At 40.8% G+C, this 25780-nt stretch carries 20 protein-coding genes, 2 tRNA genes, 4 rRNA genes and 1 pseudogene; 9 read left to right on the top strand and 18 right to left on the bottom strand.

The window, feature by feature from the left end; all coding sequences use genetic code 11:
* Positions 1-16: 16 nt before the first annotated feature.
* Positions 17-970: a ribosome biogenesis GTPase YlqF gene (ylqF, locus tag LT090_RS11685; protein WP_068547368.1), complete on the bottom strand. Its 954-nt coding sequence runs from the start codon at positions 968-970 to the stop codon at positions 17-19.
* Between the two features lie 187 nt (positions 971-1157).
* On the opposite strand from ylqF, the gene LT090_RS11690 reads away from it, so the two are divergent.
* Positions 1158-1454 carry a DUF3718 domain-containing protein gene (locus LT090_RS11690; RefSeq protein WP_068547370.1) on the top strand — a complete coding sequence of 99 codons (297 nt, stop codon included), beginning with the start codon at positions 1158-1160 and terminating at the stop codon, positions 1452-1454.
* Positions 1455-1960: 506 nt separating this feature from the next.
* On the opposite strand, the gene rrf (LT090_RS11695) is transcribed toward LT090_RS11690, so the two are convergent.
* The 6 genes from rrf (LT090_RS11695) to LT090_RS11720 all read right to left on the bottom strand — a co-directional run bounded on the left by rrf (LT090_RS11695) (position 1961) and on the right by LT090_RS11720 (position 7839).
* A 5S ribosomal RNA gene (gene rrf, locus LT090_RS11695) occupies positions 1961-2075 on the bottom strand.
* Between the two features lie 220 nt (positions 2076-2295).
* A 5S ribosomal RNA gene (gene rrf, locus LT090_RS11700) occupies positions 2296-2410 on the bottom strand.
* Between the two features lie 271 nt (positions 2411-2681).
* Positions 2682-5573 (bottom strand): 23S ribosomal RNA (locus LT090_RS11705).
* A gap of 469 nt (positions 5574-6042) precedes the next feature.
* Positions 6043-6119 (bottom strand) — tRNA-Ile (locus tag LT090_RS11710).
* A gap of 23 nt (positions 6120-6142) precedes the next feature.
* A tRNA-Ala gene (locus tag LT090_RS11715) sits at positions 6143-6218 on the bottom strand.
* Between the two features lie 80 nt (positions 6219-6298).
* A 16S ribosomal RNA gene (locus LT090_RS11720) occupies positions 6299-7839 on the bottom strand.
* Together the 16S, 23S and 5S rRNA genes with 2 tRNA genes alongside form the textbook arrangement of a ribosomal RNA operon.
* A gap of 692 nt (positions 7840-8531) precedes the next feature.
* Here LT090_RS11720 and LT090_RS11725 point away from each other — a divergent pair.
* Positions 8532-8957 carry a DUF4124 domain-containing protein gene (locus LT090_RS11725; RefSeq protein WP_068545791.1) on the top strand — a complete coding sequence of 142 codons (426 nt, stop codon included), beginning with the start codon at positions 8532-8534 and terminating at the stop codon, positions 8955-8957.
* A gap of 125 nt (positions 8958-9082) precedes the next feature.
* On the opposite strand, the gene clpB is transcribed toward LT090_RS11725, so the two are convergent.
* The 3 genes from clpB to rluD form a co-directional block, all read right to left on the bottom strand.
* Positions 9083-11656 (bottom strand): ATP-dependent chaperone ClpB, encoded by a 2574-nt coding sequence (gene clpB, locus LT090_RS11730; RefSeq protein ID WP_068545790.1) that lies wholly within the window; start codon positions 11654-11656, stop codon positions 9083-9085.
* Between the two features lie 87 nt (positions 11657-11743).
* Positions 11744-12481 (bottom strand): peptidoglycan editing factor PgeF, encoded by a 738-nt coding sequence (gene pgeF, locus LT090_RS11735; RefSeq protein ID WP_082897109.1) that lies wholly within the window; start codon positions 12479-12481, stop codon positions 11744-11746.
* A 29-nt stretch (positions 12482-12510) separates the two neighbouring features.
* A complete protein-coding gene (gene rluD / locus LT090_RS11740; RefSeq protein WP_068545788.1) occupies positions 12511-13485 on the bottom strand; it encodes a 23S rRNA pseudouridine(1911/1915/1917) synthase RluD in 975 nt (324 codons plus the stop codon).
* 184 nt (positions 13486-13669) lie between these two features.
* On the opposite strand from rluD, the gene LT090_RS11745 reads away from it, so the two are divergent.
* On the top strand, positions 13670-14434 hold the full coding sequence (locus LT090_RS11745) for an outer membrane protein assembly factor BamD (RefSeq protein ID WP_068545786.1): 765 nt from the start codon (positions 13670-13672) through the stop codon (positions 14432-14434).
* A 97-nt stretch (positions 14435-14531) separates the two neighbouring features.
* Here the strand turns inward: LT090_RS11745 and glnB are convergent, their stop codons facing one another.
* Positions 14532-14870, bottom strand: coding sequence for a nitrogen regulatory protein P-II (glnB, locus tag LT090_RS11750; protein ID WP_068545783.1), 339 nt, complete (start codon positions 14868-14870; stop codon positions 14532-14534).
* A 205-nt stretch (positions 14871-15075) separates the two neighbouring features.
* On the opposite strand from glnB, the gene nadE reads away from it, so the two are divergent.
* Positions 15076-15912, top strand: a complete 837-nt coding sequence (gene nadE, locus LT090_RS11755; RefSeq protein ID WP_068545782.1) for an ammonia-dependent NAD(+) synthetase — start codon at positions 15076-15078, stop codon at positions 15910-15912.
* A gap of 126 nt (positions 15913-16038) precedes the next feature.
* Here nadE and LT090_RS11760 read toward each other — a convergent pair whose 3' ends face one another.
* From LT090_RS11760 to LT090_RS11780, 5 genes are read right to left on the bottom strand one after another with little or no spacing between them, the layout of a single operon-like run.
* Complete coding sequence (locus LT090_RS11760; RefSeq protein ID WP_415918828.1) at positions 16039-16455, bottom strand: type IV pilin protein; 417 nt, start codon at positions 16453-16455, stop codon at positions 16039-16041.
* Between the two features lie 18 nt (positions 16456-16473).
* Positions 16474-18543, bottom strand: a complete 2070-nt coding sequence (locus tag LT090_RS11765) for a type IV pilus modification PilV family protein (protein ID WP_068545779.1) — start codon at positions 18541-18543, stop codon at positions 16474-16476.
* A 9-nt stretch (positions 18544-18552) separates the two neighbouring features.
* Positions 18553-19773, bottom strand: coding sequence for a pilus assembly PilX family protein (locus tag LT090_RS11770; RefSeq protein ID WP_068545777.1), 1221 nt, complete (start codon positions 19771-19773; stop codon positions 18553-18555).
* Complete coding sequence (locus LT090_RS11775; protein WP_068545775.1) at positions 19773-20561, bottom strand: PilW family protein; 789 nt, start codon at positions 20559-20561, stop codon at positions 19773-19775. The genes LT090_RS11770 and LT090_RS11775 overlap by 1 nt, the downstream gene beginning before the upstream one ends.
* On the bottom strand, positions 20561-21166 hold the full coding sequence (locus LT090_RS11780; protein ID WP_068545774.1) for a GspH/FimT family pseudopilin: 606 nt from the start codon (positions 21164-21166) through the stop codon (positions 20561-20563). The genes LT090_RS11775 and LT090_RS11780 overlap by 1 nt, the downstream gene beginning before the upstream one ends.
* Before the next feature lie 401 nt (positions 21167-21567).
* On the opposite strand from LT090_RS11780, the gene pilV reads away from it, so the two are divergent.
* The 5 genes and pseudogenes from pilV (at position 21568) to LT090_RS11800 (ending at position 24052) form a co-directional block, all read left to right on the top strand.
* Positions 21568-22077 (top strand): type IV pilus modification protein PilV, encoded by a 510-nt coding sequence (gene pilV / locus LT090_RS11785; RefSeq protein WP_068545773.1) that lies wholly within the window; start codon positions 21568-21570, stop codon positions 22075-22077.
* 28 nt (positions 22078-22105) lie between these two features.
* Positions 22106-22201 (top strand): annotated as a pseudogene (locus LT090_RS17290) (prepilin-type N-terminal cleavage/methylation domain-containing protein); the annotation flags it as partial.
* A gap of 27 nt (positions 22202-22228) precedes the next feature.
* The gene (locus tag LT090_RS11790) at positions 22229-23053 is read left to right on the top strand and encodes a PilW family protein (RefSeq protein ID WP_068545771.1); all 825 of its coding nucleotides are present in this window, start codon (positions 22229-22231) and stop codon (positions 23051-23053) included.
* A 17-nt stretch (positions 23054-23070) separates the two neighbouring features.
* On the top strand, positions 23071-23625 hold the full coding sequence (locus LT090_RS11795; protein ID WP_157726606.1) for a hypothetical protein: 555 nt from the start codon (positions 23071-23073) through the stop codon (positions 23623-23625).
* Positions 23618-24052 (top strand): type IV pilin protein, encoded by a 435-nt coding sequence (locus tag LT090_RS11800; protein ID WP_068545768.1) that lies wholly within the window; start codon positions 23618-23620, stop codon positions 24050-24052. Before LT090_RS11795 ends, LT090_RS11800 begins: the two co-directional genes overlap by 8 nt.
* Positions 24053-24141: 89 nt before the next feature.
* Here LT090_RS11800 and LT090_RS11805 read toward each other — a convergent pair whose 3' ends face one another.
* Together LT090_RS11805 and ispH are read right to left on the bottom strand one after the other, a co-directional pair.
* On the bottom strand, positions 24142-24699 hold the full coding sequence (locus LT090_RS11805) for a GspH/FimT family pseudopilin (protein WP_068545767.1): 558 nt from the start codon (positions 24697-24699) through the stop codon (positions 24142-24144).
* Positions 24700-24826: 127 nt separating this feature from the next.
* Positions 24827-25756, bottom strand: a complete 930-nt coding sequence (ispH, locus tag LT090_RS11810; protein ID WP_068545765.1) for a 4-hydroxy-3-methylbut-2-enyl diphosphate reductase — start codon at positions 25754-25756, stop codon at positions 24827-24829.
* Between the last annotated feature and the right edge of the window lie 24 nt (positions 25757-25780).

A 25780-nucleotide genomic window follows, 5' to 3' on the forward strand; every position in this document is an offset into this window, starting at 1 on the left:
TCACTCCTTAATAAGTTTACTTACTACTCTTTTTCTTCTTTGGCTTGTTTTTTCTACCGCGTCCACGAGCCAATTTTTTGGCTTCTCTTTCTGCGATTTTCTTTGCTTGATATTCTTCAAAGTAAATATTCTCTTTTTCAACCATATCTGGTGTTTCAAAAGTAATATTACCTAAGGTCTTATCACGTATTTCATTAATTAGAATTTCAGACGCTTTATGAAAATCAACATGGCCACCACTTCTAACGCAGCCTCTCTTTCTACCTAGCTTTTCTAAAAATTCTACTTCTTGTTCTGGTAAATCTTCAATATTATATCTCGCCTTTAACAGTTCTGGGTAGGCTTCAAGTAAATACTCTGCGGCAAAACAAGCTATCTCCTCATGATCAAACGCTGTATCTTTAACACCTCCAGATACGGCTAAGCGATAACCACTATTTTCATTTGCTATTTTTGGCCAAAGCATCCCTGGTGTATCATATAAATAAACCCCTTCTTCTAACCTGATTCGTTGTTGAGCCTTGGTTACTGCTGGCTCATTACCAACCTTAGCTTTTGTTTTACCAACAAGACTATTGATCAGAGTTGATTTACCTACATTTGGTATACCCATAATCATGGCATTGATTTGCTTACCATCTTCGTTTTTACTTGGTACCAATTTTTTAATAAGCTCTGCGATATTACGAGCACCACTTGGTTCTTCCGTCGTTAGAGCGATTGCTTTCACGTTATGTTGTGACTGCAGGTAATCAATCCATACCTTTGTAAGCTTAGGATCGGCTAAATCACTTTTATTCAAAATTTTTATAAGTGGTTTATCGCCGCGAATAGAAGTTATCATCGGATTTTCACTACTAAACGGTAAGCGAGCATCACACACTTCAATTACTACATCAATTTGATGAATAATTTCTTTAATCTCTTTTTGGGCTTTATGCATATGCCCAGGAAACCAGTTAATTGCCATTGATAAATATTCTATTTGGAAAGTTATTGCCTATTTTAGCAAGGAATTGAATTATATACAGTAAAGCATTCATATCACTCAATTAATTTTTCGAAAACTGCAAACTACTATTAATTGCGTTAGCAAATTGTAACCAGTTAACACCAATGGTAACATCGCATTAATAAATAAAAGAATAAGGAAATCTATGAAAAATCTTAAATTAGCTCTTGTATTATCTTTAGCCACTCCAATTGCGCAAGCAAATATTACATTAAATCAAGAAGTCGCTCTTATTGACGTTTGCTCTGCTGCAGCATCTAATAGTCGAGTTAAATTGATTAAGACACTTGAGCAAAATAATCTTAGTGTTAATGCTGCTACGAGTAAAATTAAGTGTAATAACTTATCTTTAATTCAATTTGCAAAGAGTGTTGGCGCTGACAATTCTGTAAAGTATTTGAATAAATATAAAGATAGCCTGAGACGTAACATTGCTTCTTAGTCGTTTCTGTAGCTATGTTCGTAAGAAAGCCCCTAGCGTTAACTAGGGGCTTTCTTGTATTGGAAGTCTAGCAATAAGCCACATGGATGTGGTGAATATCAAAAATGCAGGAAGCATATTTTTGATAACTACGCAGTAGGTCGAGCCATTAGGCGCACTATAATTGAAAACGAAAAAAGCCCGCTCAAGTGAGCGGGCTTTTCGAAATAGGAGTCTAGCGATAAGCCACATGGATGTGGTGAATATCAAAAATGCAGGAAGCATATTTTTGATAACTACGCAGTAGGTCGAGCCATTAGGCGCACTATAATTGAAAACGAAAAAAGCCCGCTCAAGTGAGCGGGCTTTTCGAAATAGGAGTCTAGCGATAAGCCACATGGATGTGGTGAATATCAAAAATGCAGGAAGCATATTTTTGATAACTACGCAGTAGGTCGAGCCATTAGGCGCACTATAATTGAAAACGAAAAAAGCCCGCTCAAGTGAGCGGGCTTTTCGAAATAGGAGTCTAGCGATGACCTACTCTCACATGGGAACTCCCACACTACCATCGGCGCAATTGCGTTTCACTTCTGAGTTCGGCATGGGATCAGGTGGGGCCACAATGCTATTGTCGCTAGACAAAAACTTTTATTAAACATTAAGCTAAATAGATTTTTAAAATCAACTTAGCTTAAAGTTTAGAGTAAAAAGCCCGTCTATTAGACGGGCTTTTCGAATTAGGAGCCTGGCGATGAAGAACATGGATGTTCAAATGCCGCGATGCCATGGATGGCAAAGAGCGGTGACCTACGGGTCATTCGCCAAACCCAAACAAAGCCTTGCTTTGTATGAATTAGGAGTCTGGCGATGACCTACTCTCACATGGGAACTCCCACACTACCATCGGCGCAATTGCGTTTCACTTCTGAGTTCGGCATGGGATCAGGTGGGGCCACAATGCTATGGTCGCCAGACAAAAACTTGTATACGACCTCCACGGATGGAGGAAGTGTCTTAATTCGTATGGAACGAATAAGACCAATTTCGAAAGCTGAATGAGATCCTGAAACAAGTTCAGGAAGTCGATATTAAACGTTTTCTCAAGTATTCTTTATATAATGCGTGAACTCTCTTTCAAAGAGTGTCAAACAACATACAACATACGACCTCCATGGATGGAGGAAGTGCTAGAAATTGTCTGGAACAATTTCAGTGCATACTCAAACAAAACTGTTTGGGTGTTGTATGGTTAAGCCTCACGGGCAATTAGTATCAGTTAGCTCAATCCCTCACAGGACTTACACACCTGACCTATCAACGTTGTAGTCTCCAACGACCCTTTAGGGGACTTAAAGTCCCAGTGAGAACTCATCTCAAAGCCTGCTTCCCGCTTAGATGCTTTCAGCGGTTATCAGTTCCGAACGTAGCTACCCGGCAATGCCACTGGCGTGACAACCGGAACACCAGGGGTTCGTCCACTCCGGTCCTCTCGTACTAGGAGCAGCCCTCTTCAATTCTCAAACGCCCACGGCAGATAGGGACCGAACTGTCTCACGACGTTCTAAACCCAGCTCGCGTACCACTTTAAATGGCGAACAGCCATACCCTTGGGACCGACTTCAGCCCCAGGATGTGATGAGCCGACATCGAGGTGCCAAACACCGCCGTCGATATGAACTCTTGGGCGGTATCAGCCTGTTATCCCCGGAGTACCTTTTATCCGTTGAGCGATGGCCCTTCCATACAGAACCACCGGATCACTATGACCTACTTTCGTACCTGCTCGACGTGTCTGTCTCGCAGTTAAGCTGGCTTATGCCATTGCACTAACCGTATGATGTCCGACCATACTTAGCCAACCTTCGTGCTCCTCCGTTACTCTTTGGGAGGAGACCGCCCCAGTCAAACTACCCACCAGACAGTGTCCCCAGGCCCGATAAGGGCCCCAGGTTAGAACATCACGCATACAAGGGTGGTATTTCAAGATTGGCTCCACCACATCTAGCGACGCGGTTTCAAAGCCTCCCACCTATCCTACACATGTAGGAGCAATGTTCACTGTCAAGCTATAGTAAAGGTTCACGGGGTCTTTCCGTCTAGCCGCGGGTATACGGCATCTTAACCGCAAATTCAATTTCACTGAGTCTCGGGTGGAGACAGTGTGGCCATGATTACGCCATTCGTGCAGGTCGGAACTTACCCGACAAGGAATTTCGCTACCTTAGGACCGTTATAGTTACGGCCGCCGTTTACCGGGGCTTCGATCATGAGCTTCGCAGAAGCTAACCCAATCAATTAACCTTCCGGCACCGGGCAGGCGTCACACCGTATACGTCATCTTTCGATTTTGCACAGTGCTGTGTTTTTAATAAACAGTTCCAGCCACCTGGTTACTTCGACTCTCCTGTGCTTACTCCGCAAGGGATTCACACTAGAGAGCGTACCTTCTCCCGAAGTTACGGTACTATTTTGCCTAGTTCCTTCACCCGAGTTCTCTCAAGCGCCTTAGTATTCTCTACCTAACCACCTGTGTCGGTTTGGGGTACGGTTCCTATATATCTGATGCTTAGAAGCTTTTCCTGGAAGTAAGGCATCAACAACTTCAACTCCGTAGAGTCTCGTCTCGTATCTCAGTGTTAACAGCGTCCCGGATTTACCTAAGACACCCACCTACATACTTTCACATGGACAACCAACGCCATGCTTGCTTAGCCTGCTCCGTCCCTCCTTCGCAATATATAGAAGTACAGAAATATTAATCTGTTTCCCATCGACTACGCGTTTCCGCCTCGCCTTAGGGGCCGACTTACCCTGCCCTGATTAACATGGGACAGGAAACCTTGGTCTTTCGGCGGGGGAGTTTTTCACTCCCCTTATCGTTACTCATGTCAGCATTCGCACTTCTGATACCTCCAGCAAACCTTACGATTCACCTTCAACGGCTTACAGAACGCTCCCCTACCACTCTTACTAATGTAAGAATCCGCAGCTTCGGTGCATAGTTTAGCCCCGTTACATCTTCCGCGCAGACCGACTCGACTAGTGAGCTATTACGCTTTCTTTAAAGGGTGGCTGCTTCTAAGCCAACCTCCTAGCTGTCTATGCCTTTCCACATCGTTTCCCACTTAACTATGACTTTGGGACCTTAGCTGGCGGTCTGGGTTGTTTCCCTTTCCACTATGGACGTTAGCACCCATAGTGTGTCTCCCGGATAGTACTCATTGGTATTCGGAGTTTGCAAAGGGTTGGTAAGTCGGGATGACCCCCTAGCCTTAACAGTGCTCTACCCCCAATGGTATTCGTCCGAGGCTCTACCTAAATAGATTTCGGGGAGAACCAGCTATCTCCCGGCTTGATTAGCCTTTCACTCCGACCCACAAGTCATCACCGCATTTTTCAACATACGTGTGTTCGGTCCTCCAGTTGATGTTACTCAACCTTCAACCTGCCCATGGGTAGATCGCCGGGTTTCGGGTCTATGCCCTGCAACTAAACGCGCAGTTAACACTCGCTTTCGCTACGGCTCCCCTAATCGGTTAACCTTGCTACAGAACATAAGTCGCTGACCCATTATACAAAAGGTACGCAGGCACCGGACTAAATCCGGCTTCCACTGCTTGTACGTATGCGGTTTCAGGTTCTATTTCACTCCCCTCACAGGGGTTCTTTTCGCCTTTCCCTCACGGTACTGGTTCACTATCGGTCAGTTAGGAGTATTTAGCCTTGGAGGATGGTCCCCCCATATTCAGTCAAGATTTCTCGTGTCCCGACCTACTCGATTTCATGGTAAGTTTATTTTCGTGTACGGGGCTATCACCCTGTATCGCTGTCCTTTCCAGAACATTCCACTAACTTACAAACCACTTAAGGGCTAATTCGCGTTCGCTCGCCGCTACTAACGAAATCTCGGTTGATTTCTTTTCCTCGGGGTACTTAGATGTTTCAGTTCTCCCGGTTCGCCTCATAACGCTATGTATTCACGTTACGATACCCGCCTTACGACGGGTGGGTTTCCCCATTCAGAAATCGAAGACTATAACGGTTTTTATCACCTTGTCTTCGCTTATCGCAGATTAACACGTCTTTCATCGCCTCTAACTGCCAAGGCATCCACCACATACGCTTAGTCACTTAACCATACAACCCCAACCAGTCTTTCAACTTTCGAGTGACTTGGTGACAAAACCAAATCTGAATGTACGTCTGACATTTTCACGCATTCAATAAGAATGAGATAACTTATCAACAAGTTATCTATCTCAAGCATTGCTGCTTGAGCCTTGAGTAAGAACAACTAACATAACGACTATGTTAGTTATAATTTCGACAATCTAATGATTGTCTAAATGTGTTTCTGTAAAACAGAAACTCATTGGTTGATAATTCGTATGCGTTTATGACTGGTGATCATAAACACGAATTATCGGGTTTAATATCAGCTTTCCAAATTGTTAAAGAACAGTGAGTTAAAAACTCAAACGAAGCGTCATGCTTCGTTTGAATTCTCAATAAAAAGACAATGTATTTTAAGTTTAATCAAGGCGTTTAATGATGACGTGTGGCTTTTCTACACGAGTCGTTAAACAACGCAGAGTAAAGTTAAAATTGGTAGGTCTGAGTAGACTTGAACTACCGACCTCACCCTTATCAGGGGTGCGCTCTAACCAGCTGAGCTACAGACCTATTATATAACTACAAATCAGAAATGGTGGAGCTAAGCAGGATCGAACTGCTGACCTCCTGCGTGCAAGGCAGGCGCTCTCCCAGCTGAGCTATAGCCCCATTTTACTGAGTATGTCTTTTTACGTTCGTTATCAGGCAATTTGTGTGAACACTCAACGAAGTTGAGAAATTACTTAAGGTAAGGAGGTGATCCAACCCCAGGTTCCCCTAGGGTTACCTTGTTACGACTTCACCCCAGTCATGAATCACAAAGTGGTAACCGTCCCCCCGAAGGTTAGACTAGCTACTTCTTTTGCAACCCACTCCCATGGTGTGACGGGCGGTGTGTACAAGGCCCGGGAACGTATTCACCGTGGCATTCTGATCCACGATTACTAGCGATTCCGACTTCATGGAGTCGAGTTGCAGACTCCAATCCGGACTACGACAGACTTTCTGGGATTCGCTCCACCTCGCGGTCTCGCTGCCCTCTGTATCTGCCATTGTAGCACGTGTGTAGCCCATCCCGTAAGGGCCATGATGACTTGACGTCGTCCCCACCTTCCTCCGGTTTATCACCGGCAGTCTCCTTAGAGTTCCCGACACTACTCGCTGGCAAATAAGGATAGGGGTTGCGCTCGTTGCGGGACTTAACCCAACATTTCACAACACGAGCTGACGACAGCCATGCAGCACCTGTCTCAGAGTTCCCGAAGGCACTAATCTATCTCTAGAAAATTCTCTGGATGTCAAGGGATGGTAAGGTTCTTCGCGTTGCATCGAATTAAACCACATGCTCCACCGCTTGTGCGGGCCCCCGTCAATTCATTTGAGTTTTAACCTTGCGGCCGTACTCCCCAGGCGGTCAACTTAGCGCGTTAGCTACGCTACCCACAGATCAAGTCTACAGACAGCTAGTTGACATCGTTTACGGCGTGGACTACCAGGGTATCTAATCCTGTTTGCTCCCCACGCTTTCGTGCCTCAGCGTCAGTATCTGTCCAGGTGGCCGCCTTCGCCACTGATGTTCCTTCCAATCTCTACGCATTTCACCGCTACACTGGAAATTCCACCACCCTCTACAGTACTCTAGATAGCCAGTTCGAAATGCAGTTCCAAGGTTGAGCCCTGGGCTTTCACATCTCGCTTAACAATCCGCCTACGCACGCTTTACGCCCAGTAATTCCGATTAACGCTCGCACCCTCCGTATTACCGCGGCTGCTGGCACGGAGTTAGCCGGTGCTTCTTCTGTCGCTAACGTCACAGATGCAGAGTATTAATCTACACCCTTTCCTCACGACTGAAAGTGCTTTACAACCCGAAGGCCTTCTTCACACACGCGGCATGGCTGCATCAGGGTTTCCCCCATTGTGCAATATTCCCCACTGCTGCCTCCCGTAGGAGTCTGGGCCGTGTCTCAGTCCCAGTGTGGCTGATCATCCTCTCAAACCAGCTAGAGATCGTCGCCTAGGTGAGCCATTACCTCACCTACTAGCTAATCTCACTTGGGCTAATCTAAAGGCGAAAGGTCCGAAGAGCCCCTCCTTTGGTCCGTAGACATTATGCGGTATTAGCAGTCGTTTCCAACTGTTGTCCCCCACCTAAAGGCATATTCCCAAGCATTACTCACCCGTCCGCCGCTCGTCATCTTCTAGCAAGCTAGAAATGTTACCGCTCGACTTGCATGTGTTAAGCCTGCCGCCAGCGTTCAATCTGAGCCATGATCAAACTCTTCAATTAAAAAGTGTAATGTGAACCAACAAGTGGTTCGGCTCAATGAATTCTGTACTCTTACTTCCGAAGAAATAAGTTTCAAATAAAACGTACTTAAAATAAATTTAAGTATGTATATTTGTGTAGTCATTCACTGAGTAAGTTTTGAGTCCGAGGACTCTGGTAAAATCTACATCAACGTGAATGTCCACACAAATTGCATGATAACTAATTGTTAAAGAGCTCTCTTTCGAGAAAGTGATAATCGCATTCGTTACACTCTTTGCTTCAGCAGGCTTTGCCCGAAGCGGATGCGCATTGTACGCCATCCAGTTTTGATGTCAACGACTTTTTTCAAGAGTTTTAAAAAAAGTTTTCTTAACCGTTTTGCTATCAATATCGATAACCAAACTTATCAAAACACTGTCTTGGGATGTCCCGAAGAAGTGGATGCGCATTGTAGGGATTTTTGACAGCCCGTCAACAACTTTTATCAAGTTTTTTCGCGTTCGGTCATTTAATAACCACTAATGTTATTTTTAGCATTAAGTTAGGATAATTGAGTAAACATTTTGGAATTAAAAATGGTAGAATCAGCAACTGAAAACGATTCATTTACAATTTAACATTTGGTTCGAGTATGCTCTATTGTCTATACTTTAAACAACTGTTATAAATGAATAGGTAAAATATTATATTGTACGTTTTAAGGATTATTAATGAATAGGATATTCATAGCCATCATAATTGGTAGTTTAAGCTTCGTCAGTTTAGCTGATGAGGTGACTGTGTATCGCTGGGTTGATGACAATGGCGTAGTACATTACGGCCAACATGAACCATTAACCGAAGACTTTTCTCAAATCGTCGTTGAAACTACGTACTCACCAGTTCAAGCGCCATTGAAAAACGGTACAGTGCCAAATAAAGCAGATGAAGAAAATACACTAGCAAATCAATTAGTGAAAAACTCAAATATTAAATGTAAGAATGCGCGCGCAAATTTAAAAACATTAAATGAATTTGATAAAGTTGAAGTTAACGACAAAGATGGAAAAGCAAGACTGCTGACAAATTCGGAAAGACTTCAGCGACTGCGTTTGAGTGAAAAGGAAATAGAACTATACTGTACGCAAACTAATTAATAAATTAGCTACTTTTTGACTGTATAACAAACTTAATTAAGGCTCCCAAAAATTAGCCTATAAAAAATGTCCATAAAAATGCCGTTATCAGATAACGGCATTTTTCGTTATAGCGTTTAATTTACTTAGCTTATTTGCAAGTTACCAAGTTCATCAACATCTACAGTAATTGTCGATTCAGGAACAAACTTACCTGACAGTATTTGTTGAGCTAACGGATTCTCTATATACTGTTGTATCGCCCTTTTTAGTGGCCTTGCGCCAAATACAGGATCAAAACCAGCTTCCGCGACTTTAGCGATTGCGTCATCCGTTACTTCTAACGTGTATTGCTTCTCAGTCAATCGCCCTGCTAATGAAGAAATTTGAATTTTAGCTATCTTAGCAATCTGTGCACTGTTTAACGGGTGAAACACCACTGACTCATCAATACGATTAATAAACTCAGGCTTAAAGTGTTGACTGACAACACCCATCACTGTGTCTCTTAATTGATCATACTGACTTTCTTCAGCCATTTCTTGGATGATATCGGAGCCCATATTAGAAGTCATAATAATGACGGTATTTCTAAAATCAACGGTACGACCTTGACCATCGGTTAATCGACCATCATCGAGCACTTGTAAAAGAATATTGAAAACATCCGTGTGTGCCTTTTCAATTTCATCGAGCAAAATAACAGAATAAGGTTTGCGTCTAACGGCCTCAGTTATATAGCCGCCCTCTTCGTAACCTACATAGCCAGGAGGAGCGCCAATTAACCTTGCCACAGAGTGTTTTTCCATGAACTCTGACATATCTACCCGAATTAGTGCATCTTCAGTATCAAATAAAAAGTTGGCCAAGGCTTTGGTTAGTTCGGTTTTACCAACGCCCGTCGGCCCTAAAAACATAAATGAACCGATTGGTTGGTTTGGATCTGATAATCCAGCACGAGAACGTCGAATCGCATTCGCAACAGCAGTTAATGCTTCACTTTGACCAATAACACGAGCACTAAGTTCATCTTCCATTTGCAATAATTTATCACGTTCGCCTTCGAGCATTTTCGCAACGGGTATGCCCGTTGCTTTCGAAAGAACTTCGGCAATCTCAGTATCTGTTACTTTGTTACGTAATAAGGTCAAGTCTGCAGCGTCTGTTTCAGCGGCATTTTGTAGCTGTTTTTCTAATTCTGGGATCAACCCATATTGTAATTCCGACATGCGATTGAGATCGCTAGCTCGTTGCGCAAACTCTAAATCTAATCGCGCTTGTTCTAGATCCGCCTTAATTGTTTGGGCGCCATATAAAGAAGCTTTTTCTTTTTTCCAAATTTGCTCTAAGTTGTCGAATTCGAGTTGTTTTTCATTTATCTCTTGTTCCATTAATTGCAATCGTTTCTTCGACGCAGCATCACTTTCTTTCTCTAATGCTTTTTGTTGAATTTTAAGCTGGATTAGTCGACGTTCAAGTTTATCAAGATCTTCTGGCTTCGAGTCCATTTGCATACGAATACTTGATGCCGCTTCATCAATTAGATCGATTGCCTTATCAGGTAATTGTCTGTCACTAATATAACGGTGAGATAAACTTGCCGCTGACACAATCGCGGGATCTGTTATCTCGACACTATGGTGTAACTCATAACGTTCTTTTAATCCGCGTAGAATGGCTACTGTATCCTCAACGCTCGGCTCCTCAACGAGTACTTTTTGAAAGCGACGTTCTAGTGCGGCATCTTTTTCAATATATTGTCGATATTCATCTAACGTTGTGGCACCTACACAATGCAAGTCACCGCGAGCAAGTGCCGGTTTAAGCATATTACTCGCATCCATCGCTCCATCAGTTTTACCTGCGCCAACCATGGTATGAAGTTCGTCGATGAATAAGATCACCTGACCTTCTTCTTTTGCAAGCTCACTTAAAACTGCTTTTAATCGTTCTTCAAATTCGCCGCGATATTTTGCACCAGCAATCAAAGCGCCCATATCTAAAGATAAAACTTGTTTATTCTTTAACCCTTCAGACACTTCACCATTTACAATTCTTTGTGCTAAACCTTCTACAATTGCCGTTTTACCTACACCCGGTTGGCCAATTAACACAGGATTGTTTTTTGAGCGGCGCTGCAAGACTTGCACTGTTCGTCGTATTTCTTCGTCTCTGCCAATAACAGGATCTAATTTTCCTTGCTCGGCTAGTTCAGTTAAATTTACTGTGTATTTATCGAGGGCTTGTCTTGTATCTTCAGCATTTTGGTCATTAACCGTCTGACCATTACGTAACTGCTCTATTGCGGATTTTAGCGCTTTTTCGCTAACCGATAATTTTTTAAGTAAAGCACCTAGGCTGCCTTTGTCTTGCAATGCAGCTAATAAGAATAGCTCTGAAGAAATGAACTTATCATTTTGCTTTTGTGCAAACTTATCACATAGATTTAGTAAGGTAGCGAGCTGGTTAGAAACCTGAACTTCACCGCCTACTCCATTTACTTGTGGTGAGTTATCAATTATTTGAGTAAGTTCAGCACGTAGGTGGCCTATATCTACTGAACATTGTTTAAACAATGGCGCAACAGAGCCACCAGACTGATTGAGTAAAGCTAGCATTAAATGTGCAGGCTCTATAAATTGATTGTCTTTACCTAACGCTAAAGATTGGGCATCAGCTAATGCTTGTTGAAATTTTTGGGTGAACTTGTCAATGCGCATAAACGACTCCTAAAAACCATAATTATTATACGGGTATAACAATTAGATAGGTACGAAATGAGGTCTTTTCAACAGCTAAGTTAAATTTTATGGTTGGATTGCGATAACACTGGCCATGCGGCCGGTTTGGCCATCACGACGGTAGGAAAAATAGTGATTGTCCTGCAAGTAAGTACAATCACTCAATTTTGATATGTCATTAATACCATTTAGATTAAGCATGACTTGAGCAATTCCCTGCAGGTCCGCTAGATATTTTCCTGATGTCAATGGCTTGAAGAATGTTTGATACGAACTCCCTAAACGTTGAAATTCTTGCAATACATCAACCCCAACTTCAAACGATTTACTCGATATACAAGGTCCAAGCCAAGCTTTAAGGTCTTTTGCAGGTGATTCAAATTTTGCGATAGTATTATTAATAATATTGGCAGCAAGTGGTCGCCAACCAGCATGAATCGCGGCTATTTCTGTACCTTGTTTATTTGAAATCAGAATAGGTAAACAATCAGCCGTTAATATTGCCAATGCAATACTAGGCTTGTTGGTATAACTTGCGTCCGCAGTAATTGGTTGCTGTTGCCACTGTTTGATAACAGCAACATCGCTTTTATGAACTTGGTTTAACCATTGAATGTTAGTTAAAGGGGAAAAGTCATTTTTGAGGATTTCACGGTTTTTCTGCACATGCTCAAGTTTATCACCAACATGGCAGCCTAGATTAAAGCTATCAAATGGCGCTTTACTCGCACCATTTTGTCGCTGCGTCGTCACTGCTTTTACATTAGCAAACGTTAACGAGTCGATAGCAATAATGTTATTCAATGATCTCTCTACCTAACGATTAAAGCGAATTAATATTCTTCGACTGGATTTAAACGAAGATCTTCTTTAAGAGCTGCAGCGATTTCTAACATATCGTCAGGAACAGGTGCATGCCAAGTCATTAACTCACCAGTGATTGGGTGATACAAAGATAACATGGCAGCATGCAAGGCTTGGCGCTTAAATCCTCGCAGAAGATCTCTAAAGTCTTCTGTTGCACCTTTAGGTGGACGAGGTCTGCCTCCATAAACTGGGTCGCCGACTAATGGGTGACCAATGTGGGACATGTGAACACGAATTTGATGAGTTCGACCTGTTTCTAGGCGTAAACGTAAACGAGTATGCAAACGATATTTTTCGACAACACGGTAGTGAGTAACTGACGGCCTACCAGAAAAAGTTACCGCCATATGGGTTCGTTTAGTTGCATGTCGGCCTATTGGTTCATCAACGATGCCGCCTGCAGTCATAATACCATTCGCTATCGCTTCATATTCACGCGTAATATCACGAGCTTGTAATGCATCTACTAAATTAGTTTGAGCGGCAATAGATTTAGCCACAACCATTAGGCCAGTCGTATCTTTATCTAAACGATGCACAATACCTGCACGTGGTAAAAGATGCTGTTCAGGGCAATGATGCAATAAAGCATTAAGCACCGTGCCATCAGGATTACCTGCGCCTGGATGAACAACAAGTCCTGCTGGCTTATTAATAACTAATATATCGTCGTCTTCATAAACGATGTCTAATTCAATTGCTTGAGCTTCATAATGCACTTCAGGCTCAAGCTCAGCACTTAAAATGATGCTCTCACCACCGGCTAACTTTTCTCTCGCTTTTGTCACAACTTTGCCATCTACTTCGACATTTCCGGCCAATATCCAATCTTTTAATCGAGATCGAGAATAATCAGGGAACATTTGCGCAATTGTTTGATCTAATCGTTTGCCTAGACAGTCAATAGGTACGATATCCTGGTGTTGAATTTTTTCAGTCATTAAAGTCTCTGTTAATTAGCACTGTGCAATACACAAAAGCTAGGTTAGAATGCTCATAATATAAAGTTAAGTAATTAACAATTAATTGCTCAACGTAAATTTAAAAATTAATATTTGTATTTTACCTGCTTTATGCAGGGCTTTCATAATTATTTTCAAAGGGTCAAAAAAGACATCTTACAATATGAACAAGTTTAACTTAAAAATCGTTTCTCTTTCATTATTTCTTACATTAGCGGCTTGTAGCTCTTCTCCTGAAGATGTTGAAAAAGTGCCAGATAAATCTGCTCAAGCTCTATACCAAGATGCGAAACAAGCGTTAGATAATGGCCTATATCAAAAAGCAATTCCGATTTTATCGGCAATTGATTCTCGTTACCCATTTGGTGCTATCTCGCATCAGGTTCAATTAGATCTTATTTATGCCTACTATAAATCTGGTGATATTGCTCAAGGTGTTGCATTAATCGAACGATTTCTTCGCTTAAATCCCGGCCATAAAAACATCGATTACGTTTATTACATGCGCGGGCTTATGAATATTTCATTGGAAGAAAATCTTTTCCAAGATATGGCGGGAATCGATCGTAGTGACCGTGACCCTAAGCATGCACGCTCAGCATTCAACGACTTTAAAACTATATTGATAACTTATCCTGACAGTAAATATGCCAGTGACTCGCGCAAACGTATGATAGCGATTAAGTCTCGCCTTGCAGATTATGAATTAGCTGCGGCTCGCTTTTTCATGAAGCGCAAAGCCTATGCTGCTGCTGCCAACCGTGGTAGATATATCGTGGAATACTTTGCACCGAGTGAACAAGTAGAAGAAGCATTAGTCATAATGATTGAGTGTTATGAAAAACTAGGCTTAGAAGAATTGCAACGCAATGCTCGTCAAGTTTTAACCGTTAATTACCCAAATAATCCTGCGGTTAGAGATTTATAACAATAACAAACCTAAGCGAAAATTAAGTATGAAAAAAGAGGCTTCTCAATTTTGATAAGCCTCTTTTTATTTTCTTGGATAAAATTAATCAGTTATTTTAGATAGCTGCTTGGTCTTCTTCACCTGTTCGAATTCGAATAACTCGCTCAACGTTAGTAACAAATATTTTGCCATCGCCTATTTTACCCGTTTGAGCCGTTTCAATTATTGCTTCAATACAACGCTCCACATCGTCGTCACCAACAACAATTTCTAATTTAACCTTAGGTAAGAAATCAACCATATACTCAGCACCGCGATAAAGTTCAGTATGACCTTTTTGTCGACCAAATCCTTTTACTTCTGATACTGTCATGCCGGTTATGTTAACTTCAGCTAGTGCTTCACGAACGTCATCCATTTTAAATGGTTTGATGATGGCTTCTATTTTTTTCATTGTTACGTCCAGTTATTAAGTGTTGTGTTTATCAGTCACTATTTTAACTCTAAACCAGTCAACCACAATAGTGAAATATATTTAAATATCAATTTGTTGTTTTTGGACCTAACTCAAGCAGAAATATCATTGTTATTCTCTAGTCAGCTTAATTGAACATTGATAGACTAAGTGTTTTCAATCGCTTTAACTATAGAGGCCTAAAATGAACCGCCAAGCTATCATTGATGAAATGAAAGTATTACCAGAAATTGATACCGAGTTTGAAATTTCACGCAGAGTAAATTTTATCAAAAAGCAACTAGTAAGCTCAGGACTAAATCACCTTATTCTAGGAATAAGTGGTGGTGTAGATTCATCTACTTGTGGTCGATTAGCACAACTTGCTGTTAATGAGCTAAACCAAGAGAAAGAGCATGATGGTGAATATAAATTCATTGCAGTTAGGCTGCCTTATAATATTCAAGCTGACGAAGATGATGCACAACTTGCGTTAACGTTTATTGAACCGAGTCATACCGTATCTGCCAACATTATGGCTGGAGCTGATGGAATTCATAACGAAGCGGTTAACGTATTAGAAAGTAGTGGCTTGCTTAGTGCAAATGCTCATCGTTTAGACTTCTCAAAGGGTAACGTAAAAGCAAGAGCCCGCATGGTAATGCAATACCATCTAGCCGGTATTTTAGGTGGCTTAGTTATTGGCACAGATCATAGCGCCGAAAATATCACAGGATTTTATACCAAGTGGGGAGATGGTGCGTGTGATTTAGTGCCATTGTTTGGCCTATCAAAACGTCAGGTAAGACAAATAGCCGATGCATTAGGCGCTCCTGAAAAACTCGTAAAAAAAGCACCAACTGCAGACTTAGAAGAGTTAGCACCAGGCAAAAAAGATGAAGACGCTTTAGGCATTAGTTATGATGAAATTGATAATTTCCTTGAGGGCAAAGAGCTGTCTAACTCGGTTTCAGACAAATTAATAAACATATTTAATGTTACGCAACACAAACGTAAGCCAATTCCTACGATTTACGACTAAGTTTAAAATAGTTAATGTAAACAGCTAATTTGCACTGCTATGTGAACAGCTTTTATATCAGCTACTTTAAAATAAAAAGACCCGCTTAAAGCGGGTCTTTTACTATCTATAGCCTTTTAAGCCCTTTTACCAACAAGCAGCCGGCGCTTTAAGCCCTTTAGGGTTAGATGCATTAAAAGTAACCGTTAACGATGTACAGCCGGTATCTTTTGCCTGCACGCCTTGCGCGGTGGCAGTGAGTGTATAAGCATTACCGGTCGCATTACTAACCGCAATAGAATAATAACCCTCATGACTTTTATCACTGCCTTTTACCTCTTTTCTATCACAATCATTGTCATCTGCAAGAGAACTACCATAGGTTGCACAGCTACCACGTAATTTTGCCTGTTGAATGGCAATTTCCAATAGAGCACTTCGAGCATCCGAACGTCTTGCCTTCATCATCGAATCGCTAAATGAAGGGTAAGCAATTGCAGCAATAATACCGATTATTGCTACAACCATCATCAGCTCTATTAAGGTAAAACCTTTAGGTTTCATTTTCATTACTAAAGCTCCTTAACACTTATTACTAATGGTAACGTCAATTGCAATTACTCCTGGGCCAGCGCCAGTTACTGTTGCTTTACCTGGATTTGCACTAGCAGGTGCAACGTTGGCACCAGTATCATTAGTTTGTGGATAAACACAAGCTTTAAACTTACTTGGCGTATAGGTTACAACAGTATCAATTGTTTTGCTTTCGTCAAACTCAATACTTGTACATTCATATGTTGTACCGCTTACTACACAAGAAACGCTATTGGTCATTGAGACAGAGCTTAATGACCCTTTTGCTTCAACAATATGACCGGTGACAACCATTTGTACCATAACAGGATCTGGATCTGGGTCTGGGTCTGGGTCCGGATCTGGGTCCGGATCTGGGTCCGGATTTTCACTACCATCTGTACAGGTAAAGTCACCAATAATCTTATCCCCTGTCACGCCATTTTGATAAATTGAATATCTATCACAACGAAATACAGCCAAGTCAGGCGTAATTTGCACATAACCATTCCAGCCATTTCCCCAATCATACACTTCACATTCATATGGGTAAATGTATTCACCACCAACAATTGAGCCAGCACCAATTGAACAGTTATCAAAACCATCGGAAGTATAAATCCAAAAGTTATCAAATTTATCTTGATTTTCTACTGAATAAGTCAGATTTAAATTACCAGAAATTATATGTTTCTCAGATGGCGGATCACTCGGATCATAAGGGCAGTAATTATCTAAAGAGTAACCAAATGCCTCCATTTTCAAAGCGTCTACCCAATTAGTGTCTTGATTCAAACAAAAGAAGTCTGTTGGCACCCCAGCAAATAAGTCGCCTTCTATGCCTTCTACATTGGCATCAGCCTGCAACATTGGAGGGTTACCTCTTTTACCAGGGGTCGTACAAGCACTCGCATCGCTCGATGATAAACTAGCAACAACGAAGTCATGGCCGGCTTGGCCTTCTTCAGGTAAAACTAACGCATCAGCCACACCAATTGAATAATAAATAATATCACCATTTTCATTAGTAATAGGCTTTTTATTCGTTTCAGTTTGATAAGCCATACCTCGATATACACGGCGAATCGCTACTTTTTCAGATAAAAATGGGTCATCGGCAGTAGGGTCACCCATACAAGCCCACTCTGGTCCATCAATTAGCACGCCAATATTACCGTGCCAGCCACCACCTAAATAACAGGTATAGTTAAAATACTCATAGTTTGAATTCGGAGAAGTGAAGTATCCAGTATCATTATCTGAATTTATGGCAATTGCCTTTTCATTAGCTTGCCCTTCATTTTCAACAACATAGCGTTGACAATAAGCAGCATCGGACGCAATAACATGAATCAAATCTGCTGAAACGGAACTGGCACTACGATCCATATAAATTGTTCCTGATATTTCAACAAAACCAGTACATGGGGTGCTAGTACGATCACCGTTTTCTAATTCACATGCATCCTCTAACGTTAGAACGATATCATCACCGGAAGTCAAACGTAAATCTCCGTCACCTCGATCTAATAAGCCGGTGGTATCACCATTCGTGTAGGTTACGAGATCGCCGTCACCGACTTGACCTTTACCTAGTTTTGCCCGGCCTGTGGCCGATCTAACTAATGGACCGACAGCTTTAGAGGTATCTAGATCACCTGCTAAACTCGGAGATTGCCAAGCGACTTCTGTCGATAATTCTACTTCTTCCGTTTGTCCACTTGCATCTTCCCAAGATACTTTTACCGATAAAACTTTAGTATCATCATTTTCAGATACCTTATCTTGTCGGGTAAATAAAGAGTTGCTGCCTTGATGGCTTGAGTCATTACCATAAACGCTGCTAACCACAAATAGCTTATCGAAATCACCAGGAGAGAGGGCTAAATCGGTATAATTGCGCATTTGTTCAATTCGCTCTTGAGCAAGTGCCATAGCTTCACCTCTATTTTTAGAGGTTGAGCTTTCGCTCACCATAGAGCTATGAAATGTACCAATAGCAAGCAGGCCTACAGCCATAATTGCTAGTGCAACTAACACTTCTATTAAACCAAAACCTTTGAGTTTTTTATTTATCATATGTTGCCCCTAAAAATCCTTCCAACTACCCGCAGATACCGCGCGAGGGCCTATGTTTTGTAAATTTTCTAATAATCGAGAATTGTAATAAGCGTCCAAACTACCACCACCGGTGTTGGCTCCACCTGCTGTGATCAAGGCACCATGCATGGTCATGTTCCCAGATCCGTTTAATCCACCCATAACAAACAGCACACCATAAAAATGCGGTGTACCTTTGAAAGTGGCGTCGCCATTGATAATAACTATAGAAGGTCTTTCATCAGCTTCAGCACAAGCTTTATTACCGGTCATTCTAACTGCGCAACCAACACTTGCACCGTTTTGGTTTACATCACCTTCAATCCAAACGACTTCACTTTGCGCCATATTGGCGCAGCCATCCCATGAGTTGCCACAGTCTCCGGTCGATTCACCTGGATTGGCAGTATCGACGATTCGAGTGGCCATGGTTTCTTTATACGCATCCGGTGACATACCAAAGAAGTTCATAAACATTTCATCTGCGGTTAAGTTGGCTAAGTCACTGTCGTGTTCGATAACATCTAACCCCGCCATTTCTCGGTTTGAGGATTCCATTAGGTCACAACTATTTGGCGTATCCATACACGATGGGTAACCGGAATCATTTGGATCAGCAATCAATGTTTTCGTTGAATTATTCGAACCAATATCAATATCGCCACCACTCCAAATTGTACTATGCCCCTCTGCATTGTGAACGGTACCTGAACCACCAATGACAAAGGCACCTTTAGTACTAATTGGGTTATCGGGAATATTTGGAATTGGATTGAGTGCAACGACATTGGTCTCAATGGTTTTAGTCGCACTGCCATCGGCGCTAGTACCAATTGATGAAATTCCCATGGCAATAAAACCGTCAACATTAATAGCTCTTAATGTAACTTTAAAGCTAGTATTACCCAAATTCCCCTCAAACGTGTCATTGCTACCATCACCATCCTCATCCGTCAGTACATACTTACCTTCAGCTGTATTTTCAGCAATTCCTTTCATAAAGTATTCTTGAGCCACAGATAAACCAGCCTCTGCGGCTTCAAAGGCTTGCTTGCTGCGAATGTCGTTATTTACCAGCTTTTGTTCCATCAATACAGAACGTGCCATATAAAATGACACTAAAGTGATCAACACTAATAAGATAATAGATGTTATTAACGTTGCCATACCGCGTTGTTTGTTATGACTGATTGCACGATTTCTAAACATTATCGAATCCTTACCACGTCGTTTCTTACTCTAACGGTTTGCGATATTTTCGCCTTTACTTCGCTATCACTTTTTAGTTGTCCAGCAAGTGAAATTAATATTTCCCGTGTTTCAACGGTAATCTGGTCAGTTTCAGGGGCTACTGAGTAACAATCTGCTTCACCATCGTCATCAATAGTACTGTCCGCATCATTAGGAGAGTCTTCACCGTTGGGCTCTGTAGAATTGACGCAAGCCGAACCTTTTGGGTTAAACGTTAATGTTGTTATCTCATATAAATCAGTATCGGAGATTGTTTGCCAAGTGCCGTTAGAGCAATTGTCACTATCGGTTACGCTACCATTAGCTCTAATTTGTACAGCGCCATTATTTAAGCGCACGCCATAATATTCGTTTAAATCACCGACGTCATCGACGTCACCATCTTCATTTCGATCATAACTGTAAAGAATACATGTACCACTTTCATCGGTATTTTCGGTAATTGCGGTATTGTCAGACATAGATTTCGTGATCACTAAAAGCGAGTCATCTTCTATGTTAAATGGATTTTGTGTCGGCGGTAGTAAATCGACACTATTGTCCCAATAACCTGCGCGGCGGATATCGCTACTTACTACGCTCATAATAGTCATTAATTGAGAATTTAATTTCGACGACTTTAAAGTATCAGAGGTACTGACAATCACAGCTAAATAAACGTAAATGACTCCCGAAAGTACAATTAGTCCTAACACCATGGCTAACAGTAATTCGATTAGTGTTAATCCAGATATATGCTTTTTCATTAACTGCATGCCTTATATTCAGAATAATCATTTGAACAAATTTTTACCGTGCCGAGTAAACTAAGCTGAACAACGACACTTTTCCCTTCATCGTTAGTGAAAGAGAAGTTTCTAGCACCATTGGAAGTTCCACGGGCAGGATCAAAGATAGTAAAGGATTTAGTGGAACCACTTTTAATTGCCAAGCTCATGGTAATATCATCGTGCTCAGTACCGTCAACTCGAAATATGACATTATCATCGGCTTTATCGGTTGAATCATCGGGATTGTCTTTAAAGACACCGTCGCCATCGTCAATGGTTAATACGCAGGCAGTACTGGAAATATTAGAAGTTTGATTGGGATTACAATTTCTTTCATAGCTGAGACCGTATGACCACGTTGTTGTTGTCATACCGCGAACGGTCAAATAAATATTTGCAGATCGAGCTAAGGATTCTGATCGGGCTTGTTGCAGGTAGGAATACATTTCTTCAGCTGCGCTGATGACTTTTCGCTTTTTAAAAGATTCGACAAAACTCGGGCCAGCGACACCCGCCAATATACTCAAGACGAGTATAGTGATCAATAATTCAATTAATGTAACACCACGTACTTTTTTCATGTCTCAATACCCCTGCTAAAAGCTGATGCAAAACTGCGTATGCTCTTAGTAGCGCTTCCTTTGTATCGCAAAGTAATATCCTATAGATTGCTTCTAATTGTTATTATTAACAGTAAACTTGATATGTTAATTTAGTCATTATTACCTAAAAACTCTATTTTGTTAAGTAACAGATCCTTTTATGACTTATATGTAATTTAGCACTAAATAACAGTTAGGGCTATTTTTTCACCAAAAATTAATCGTTTTCTCATTATTTTTTGCTTTCTGTACTCGTTATATAACTTTCGTTAGCCAATCAGTTGAAGTATTAAATTCGCAAAACTGTTCATCTTGAACTAACGTTTAACTATTAGTGTTAATTACTGTGTTTAAATTATTAATTACAAGGATGTGATTAGATGACCTTTTCAAACTTTACTGCGCAAAATCGCTTCGCTCTAGCCTCGATTCATGGATTTTCCTTATTAGAAGTATTGATCACCATGTTCGTTCTGGCATTTGGCCTACTTGGTGTTGCCAAGTTACAACTCAATGCATTAAAAGGTGTACAAAACGGCCACTACGTTTCTATCGCAAACAATTTAACCCAAATAATCTCAAATCAAATATTAGTTAATGAACAAAATTTAAAAAGCTATCAACTTGCTATCAACCAAATTATTAATACTGATATTAACTGTCAGAGTCAGGAATGTAGCAGCGGCGAACTTAGCAGTTATCATTTAGGTCGCTGGCAACAACGCCTATCTAGCTCATTGCCTTCTGGCAAAGGTGAAATACGTATTGCTGATAGGGAAGCAATTATTACTGTTCGTTGGGATGAGAATAAAAATGGCTCTACTGGTTTGAATTGCCCGAAGTTAAGCGAGAAAGATTTAGATTGTTTGATAATGAAAAGAACGTATTAATGTCACAGTGTAAAAATGAGCATCTGAAATGATTAATACTAATTTCAAATATCAAAGAAATGATATCTCCGGATTTACACTCGTTGAGATCATGATATCTCTAATGCTTGGGTTATTTTTACTAGCTCTTAGCGTTCAATCAGTGATAACCATGAATAAGCATTTTTTACACACAAGACAAATGGCGCAAGTGCAAGAAACTGGTCGATTCGTTTATGCGTTAATTGCTCGAGATATTGAACAAGTAAAATATTGGCGGTCTTTGCTGCCATTTATCAATATATCGGGCACTAGCCTTCTAACAGAACCTAACTCGTTTAGCTGTGAAGAAGCAGGGACAAGTTGGGCACGAGAGCTAAACCTTAGCGTTTTCGGGTTAAATGACAGTGCTGCAGGTTACTCCTGTATTGCTAATGATGATTATTTACATAGTGACATTTTAACTCTGCGTTCATTAAGTTTTTTAACGAGTAAAAGCTACGATAACGAGCAACTCTATCTGCGCCTTGATAATTCACAGGCTCGTCTATTTTTAGGAGCAGATCGTTCCAATAGTGCAAACAATGATTTAACTAATGCGAATACTTATATTGTTGAGGCCCATAGTTACTATATTGGCGATAGTAATAGATTTTGCCAAGGCAATAAAATTCCTGCTCTTTATTGGCAAACAATTGTAAATGGCCGTCCTCAACAACAAGAGCTCCTAGCAGGTGTTGAACATATGCAAGTACAGTTCGCAATAGATACCGACAATGATTTGGTTGCCAATAAGTTGGTTAGCGCTAACACCGTAAATGATTGGCGGCACGTGATCGGCATTGATGTCGATATATTAGTAAGAAGTGAATGTCCTAACAGCAATCACCGTGACAACAAAGCCTATAAAATTGGTGACATCAATTATCAAGTTAACGATAACTTTTATCGAAAAAAGTACGCCTACAGTTTTTCATTACTCAATCCAACAAATTAAATCGAAACGAGAGCAAAATGTTCAACAGTACAATTAAACCCAACAGAGGAATGGTTCTAGCAACAAGCTTGATAATACTATTGCTTATCACTTTGTTGGCAACATCGATGTTTGCTAATGCTTTGACGCAATTGCAAATGAGCAATCACTTTCAGTTACAGGCAAAAGCTAAGCAACGCGCAGAGCAGGCATTTGTCGAAGCGTTTCATCTGCTAAAATTGAAAGTAAACAATAGTGATGATTTAACCAAGGAAAGCCGGGGCTATTACGTCAACACACTTGCTCTGGAAGGCATCAACTGGCAAGACAACAACCAGGTATTAAGCAGCGATTCAAATGCCAAATTTGTAATCCAATATAGTGGTAGTGCACAGGCGAACTCTTATCCCTTTGATGGAGAAATTCATCATTTATTCAACGTATTTATTTATGGTAGCGCTGCAAAACAAACTGAATTTACTAGCCAAAGGTTTGTTAACATCAAACATAAACAACTTACTCGTTCTATTACTTCTACAACTCCGTCTACCTCTAACCTAATTCAAGATAAAATTGAGGTCTTTTATGACTAAAAAATTGTTCGCGTTTACTTTATTGGAAATGTTGGTCACATTGGCCTTAATTGCAATTTTAAGTTCTATAGCAATGACCAACTATCAGCAACAGGTAATGAAAACTCGGCGCATAGATGCTAAAGAGAGTTTAATGAAACTAGCAACAGAGCAAGAAAAGTATTACAACCAACATTTAAGCTACAGCGCTGATTTAGTATCTATAGACGGCCTTAATCACGGCTCTGAATTTAGCGACAGACACTTCTACCAATTGAGTGTGACAATTAAACAAGTCGCGAGCGACGGCATAGATAGTTTTATCTTAAAAGCTGTCGCAATAAATAGCCAAAGCAAAGACAAAGAATGCCAACAATTTGTGATTTCACAAACCAGTCAAAAACAAGCGCTTGATGAAAACGGCAATAGCAACCCGTTATGTTGGTAGTTCATCTGTCGACATAAAATAACTAGAACGCAGAATAAATAGAAGTAAGCAGCGTTACGATAATTAACACTAGACTTATATCGTATTAGCTAACAACTGATCTTATTACCTTGCGCATCTTCTTCAATACCATCACCATTACTATCAGAAGACATTCTAATACGCCCAGTTCTTGTAACTATAAGAGCACGATTATACTTTAAGCTTGGGTCATTATTGCAGACCCTTAGTGTGCCATTTTGATTCCAAGTAAATCCATTTTGCTGAAACTGCACATAGTTTCTATTTTGAAATGCTCGCCATGAAATAGTGTGTGTATCTTCTGCAGCCTCTATCGTTTGTAATATCAATTCATTGACATCGCGATCATGATTTTTATTGATATCAACAAAAATTATTGCTCCAGAAGGCCAAGTACTGCCACAATTAATCCCGTCATGGCTCGGGCAAAGAGTAACAATATGATTGCTCGTTATAGCGCTTTGCCGTGCGAGATTTAGCGCGAGATGCCACTTGTTAACTTCTGATTTTATTTTATATTTTTTGATTAAGCTCGAGAATTCAGACTCTGTCATCGATGCGAGTATTGATATAATAGCAATTACTACCATTATTTCGATTAGGGAAAATCCTTTTATTGCTTTCATACTAGCCTCCTGCAGGTATTGACGTTTTTTACTCTATAAAATTATAGTCCAATTTTATTCTAAAATGACGGCACAAATAAAAAACCCGCAATAAATGCGGGCCTTTATAAAATCTTTCAATAAATTATTAGCGTAGCTCAGCCGGCACCGCAAAAACTGTTGTTTCTGCACGGCCAGGATTTTCAATAACAACTTTCCCGCCCATACCTTTAAGTTTTTCTACTACTTGTGCAACCAATATCTCTGGCGCTGAAGCACCAGCGGTTACACCAATTTTAGAAATACCTGCCAACCAAGATTCATCGATATCTTCTGCACCATCGATTAAAAATGATTCGGTGCCCATTTTTTCAGAAAGTTCACGTAATCGATTCGAGTTCGAGCTATTTTTAGCACCAACAACTAACAGCAAATCGGCTTTATTGGCAATTGAACGTACCGCATCTTGACGATTTTGGGTGGCATAGCAAATATCATCTTTTCGAGGCCCTTCAATGTTTGGAAATTTCTCTCTTAATGCATCAACAACTTCCGAGGTGTCATCAACTGATAAGGTCGTTTGAGAGCAATAAAATAAAACATCAGGATTTTTTACTTCAAGACTATCTACATCAGCAACTGATTCAACCAGATAAATACCACCTGTGGTCGATTCATATTGGCCCATAGTGCCTTCTACTTCCGGGTGTCCGGCATGTCCTATCAACACACATTCGTGATTCTTTCTTGATGCTCGAGTCACTTCCATATGCACTTTAGTTACTAACGGGCAAGTTGCATCGAACACCTTTAAACCTCTATCTTTGGCTTGCTGGCGAACCGCTTTAGATACACCATGGGCTGAAAATATTACCGTATTGTCATCAGGGATCTCATTGAGTTCGTCAACGAAAATTGCGCCGCGTTCTTTGAGTCCATTAACCACAAATTTATTATGCACAACTTCATGGCGCACATATATTGGTGCTCCAAATATATCAAGCGCTCTATCAACAATACTTATTGCTCTATCAACGCCAGCACAAAACCCTCGAGGATTGGCTAAAATGATTTCCATAATGTTCTTCTTTTTAATATGCGT

The sequence above is a fragment of the Thalassotalea crassostreae genome (assembly GCF_001831495.1).
GTDB classification, from domain to species: domain Bacteria; phylum Pseudomonadota; class Gammaproteobacteria; order Enterobacterales; family Alteromonadaceae; genus Thalassotalea_A; species Thalassotalea_A crassostreae.

What these genes read in the sequence shown, in the direction of transcription:
- ylqF (WP_068547368.1), bottom strand. Translation starts at nt 970, where the DNA reads ATGGCAATTAACTGGTTTCCTGGGCATATGCATAAAGCCCAAAAAGAG.
- LT090_RS11690 (WP_068547370.1), top strand. Translation starts at nt 1,158, where the DNA reads ATGAAAAATCTTAAATTAGCTCTTGTATTATCTTTAGCCACTCCAATT.
- LT090_RS11725 (WP_068545791.1), top strand. Translation starts at nt 8,532, where the DNA reads ATGAATAGGATATTCATAGCCATCATAATTGGTAGTTTAAGCTTCGTC.
- clpB (WP_068545790.1), bottom strand. Translation starts at nt 11,656, where the DNA reads ATGCGCATTGACAAGTTCACCCAAAAATTTCAACAAGCATTAGCTGAT.
- rluD (WP_068545788.1), bottom strand. Translation starts at nt 13,485, where the DNA reads ATGACTGAAAAAATTCAACACCAGGATATCGTACCTATTGACTGTCTA.
- LT090_RS11745 (WP_068545786.1), top strand. Translation starts at nt 13,670, where the DNA reads ATGAACAAGTTTAACTTAAAAATCGTTTCTCTTTCATTATTTCTTACA.
- glnB (WP_068545783.1), bottom strand. Translation starts at nt 14,870, where the DNA reads ATGAAAAAAATAGAAGCCATCATCAAACCATTTAAAATGGATGACGTT.
- nadE (WP_068545782.1), top strand. Translation starts at nt 15,076, where the DNA reads ATGAACCGCCAAGCTATCATTGATGAAATGAAAGTATTACCAGAAATT.
- LT090_RS11760 (WP_415918828.1), bottom strand. Translation starts at nt 16,455, where the DNA reads ATGAAACCTAAAGGTTTTACCTTAATAGAGCTGATGATGGTTGTAGCA.
- LT090_RS11765 (WP_068545779.1), bottom strand. Translation starts at nt 18,543, where the DNA reads ATGATAAATAAAAAACTCAAAGGTTTTGGTTTAATAGAAGTGTTAGTT.
- LT090_RS11770 (WP_068545777.1), bottom strand. Translation starts at nt 19,773, where the DNA reads ATGTTTAGAAATCGTGCAATCAGTCATAACAAACAACGCGGTATGGCA.
- LT090_RS11775 (WP_068545775.1), bottom strand. Translation starts at nt 20,561, where the DNA reads ATGAAAAAGCATATATCTGGATTAACACTAATCGAATTACTGTTAGCC.
- LT090_RS11780 (WP_068545774.1), bottom strand. Translation starts at nt 21,166, where the DNA reads ATGAAAAAAGTACGTGGTGTTACATTAATTGAATTATTGATCACTATA.
- pilV (WP_068545773.1), top strand. Translation starts at nt 21,568, where the DNA reads ATGACCTTTTCAAACTTTACTGCGCAAAATCGCTTCGCTCTAGCCTCG.
- LT090_RS11790 (WP_068545771.1), top strand. Translation starts at nt 22,229, where the DNA reads ATGAATAAGCATTTTTTACACACAAGACAAATGGCGCAAGTGCAAGAA.
- LT090_RS11795 (WP_157726606.1), top strand. Translation starts at nt 23,071, where the DNA reads ATGTTCAACAGTACAATTAAACCCAACAGAGGAATGGTTCTAGCAACA.
- LT090_RS11800 (WP_068545768.1), top strand. Translation starts at nt 23,618, where the DNA reads ATGACTAAAAAATTGTTCGCGTTTACTTTATTGGAAATGTTGGTCACA.
- LT090_RS11805 (WP_068545767.1), bottom strand. Translation starts at nt 24,699, where the DNA reads ATGAAAGCAATAAAAGGATTTTCCCTAATCGAAATAATGGTAGTAATT.
- ispH (WP_068545765.1), bottom strand. Translation starts at nt 25,756, where the DNA reads ATGGAAATCATTTTAGCCAATCCTCGAGGGTTTTGTGCTGGCGTTGAT.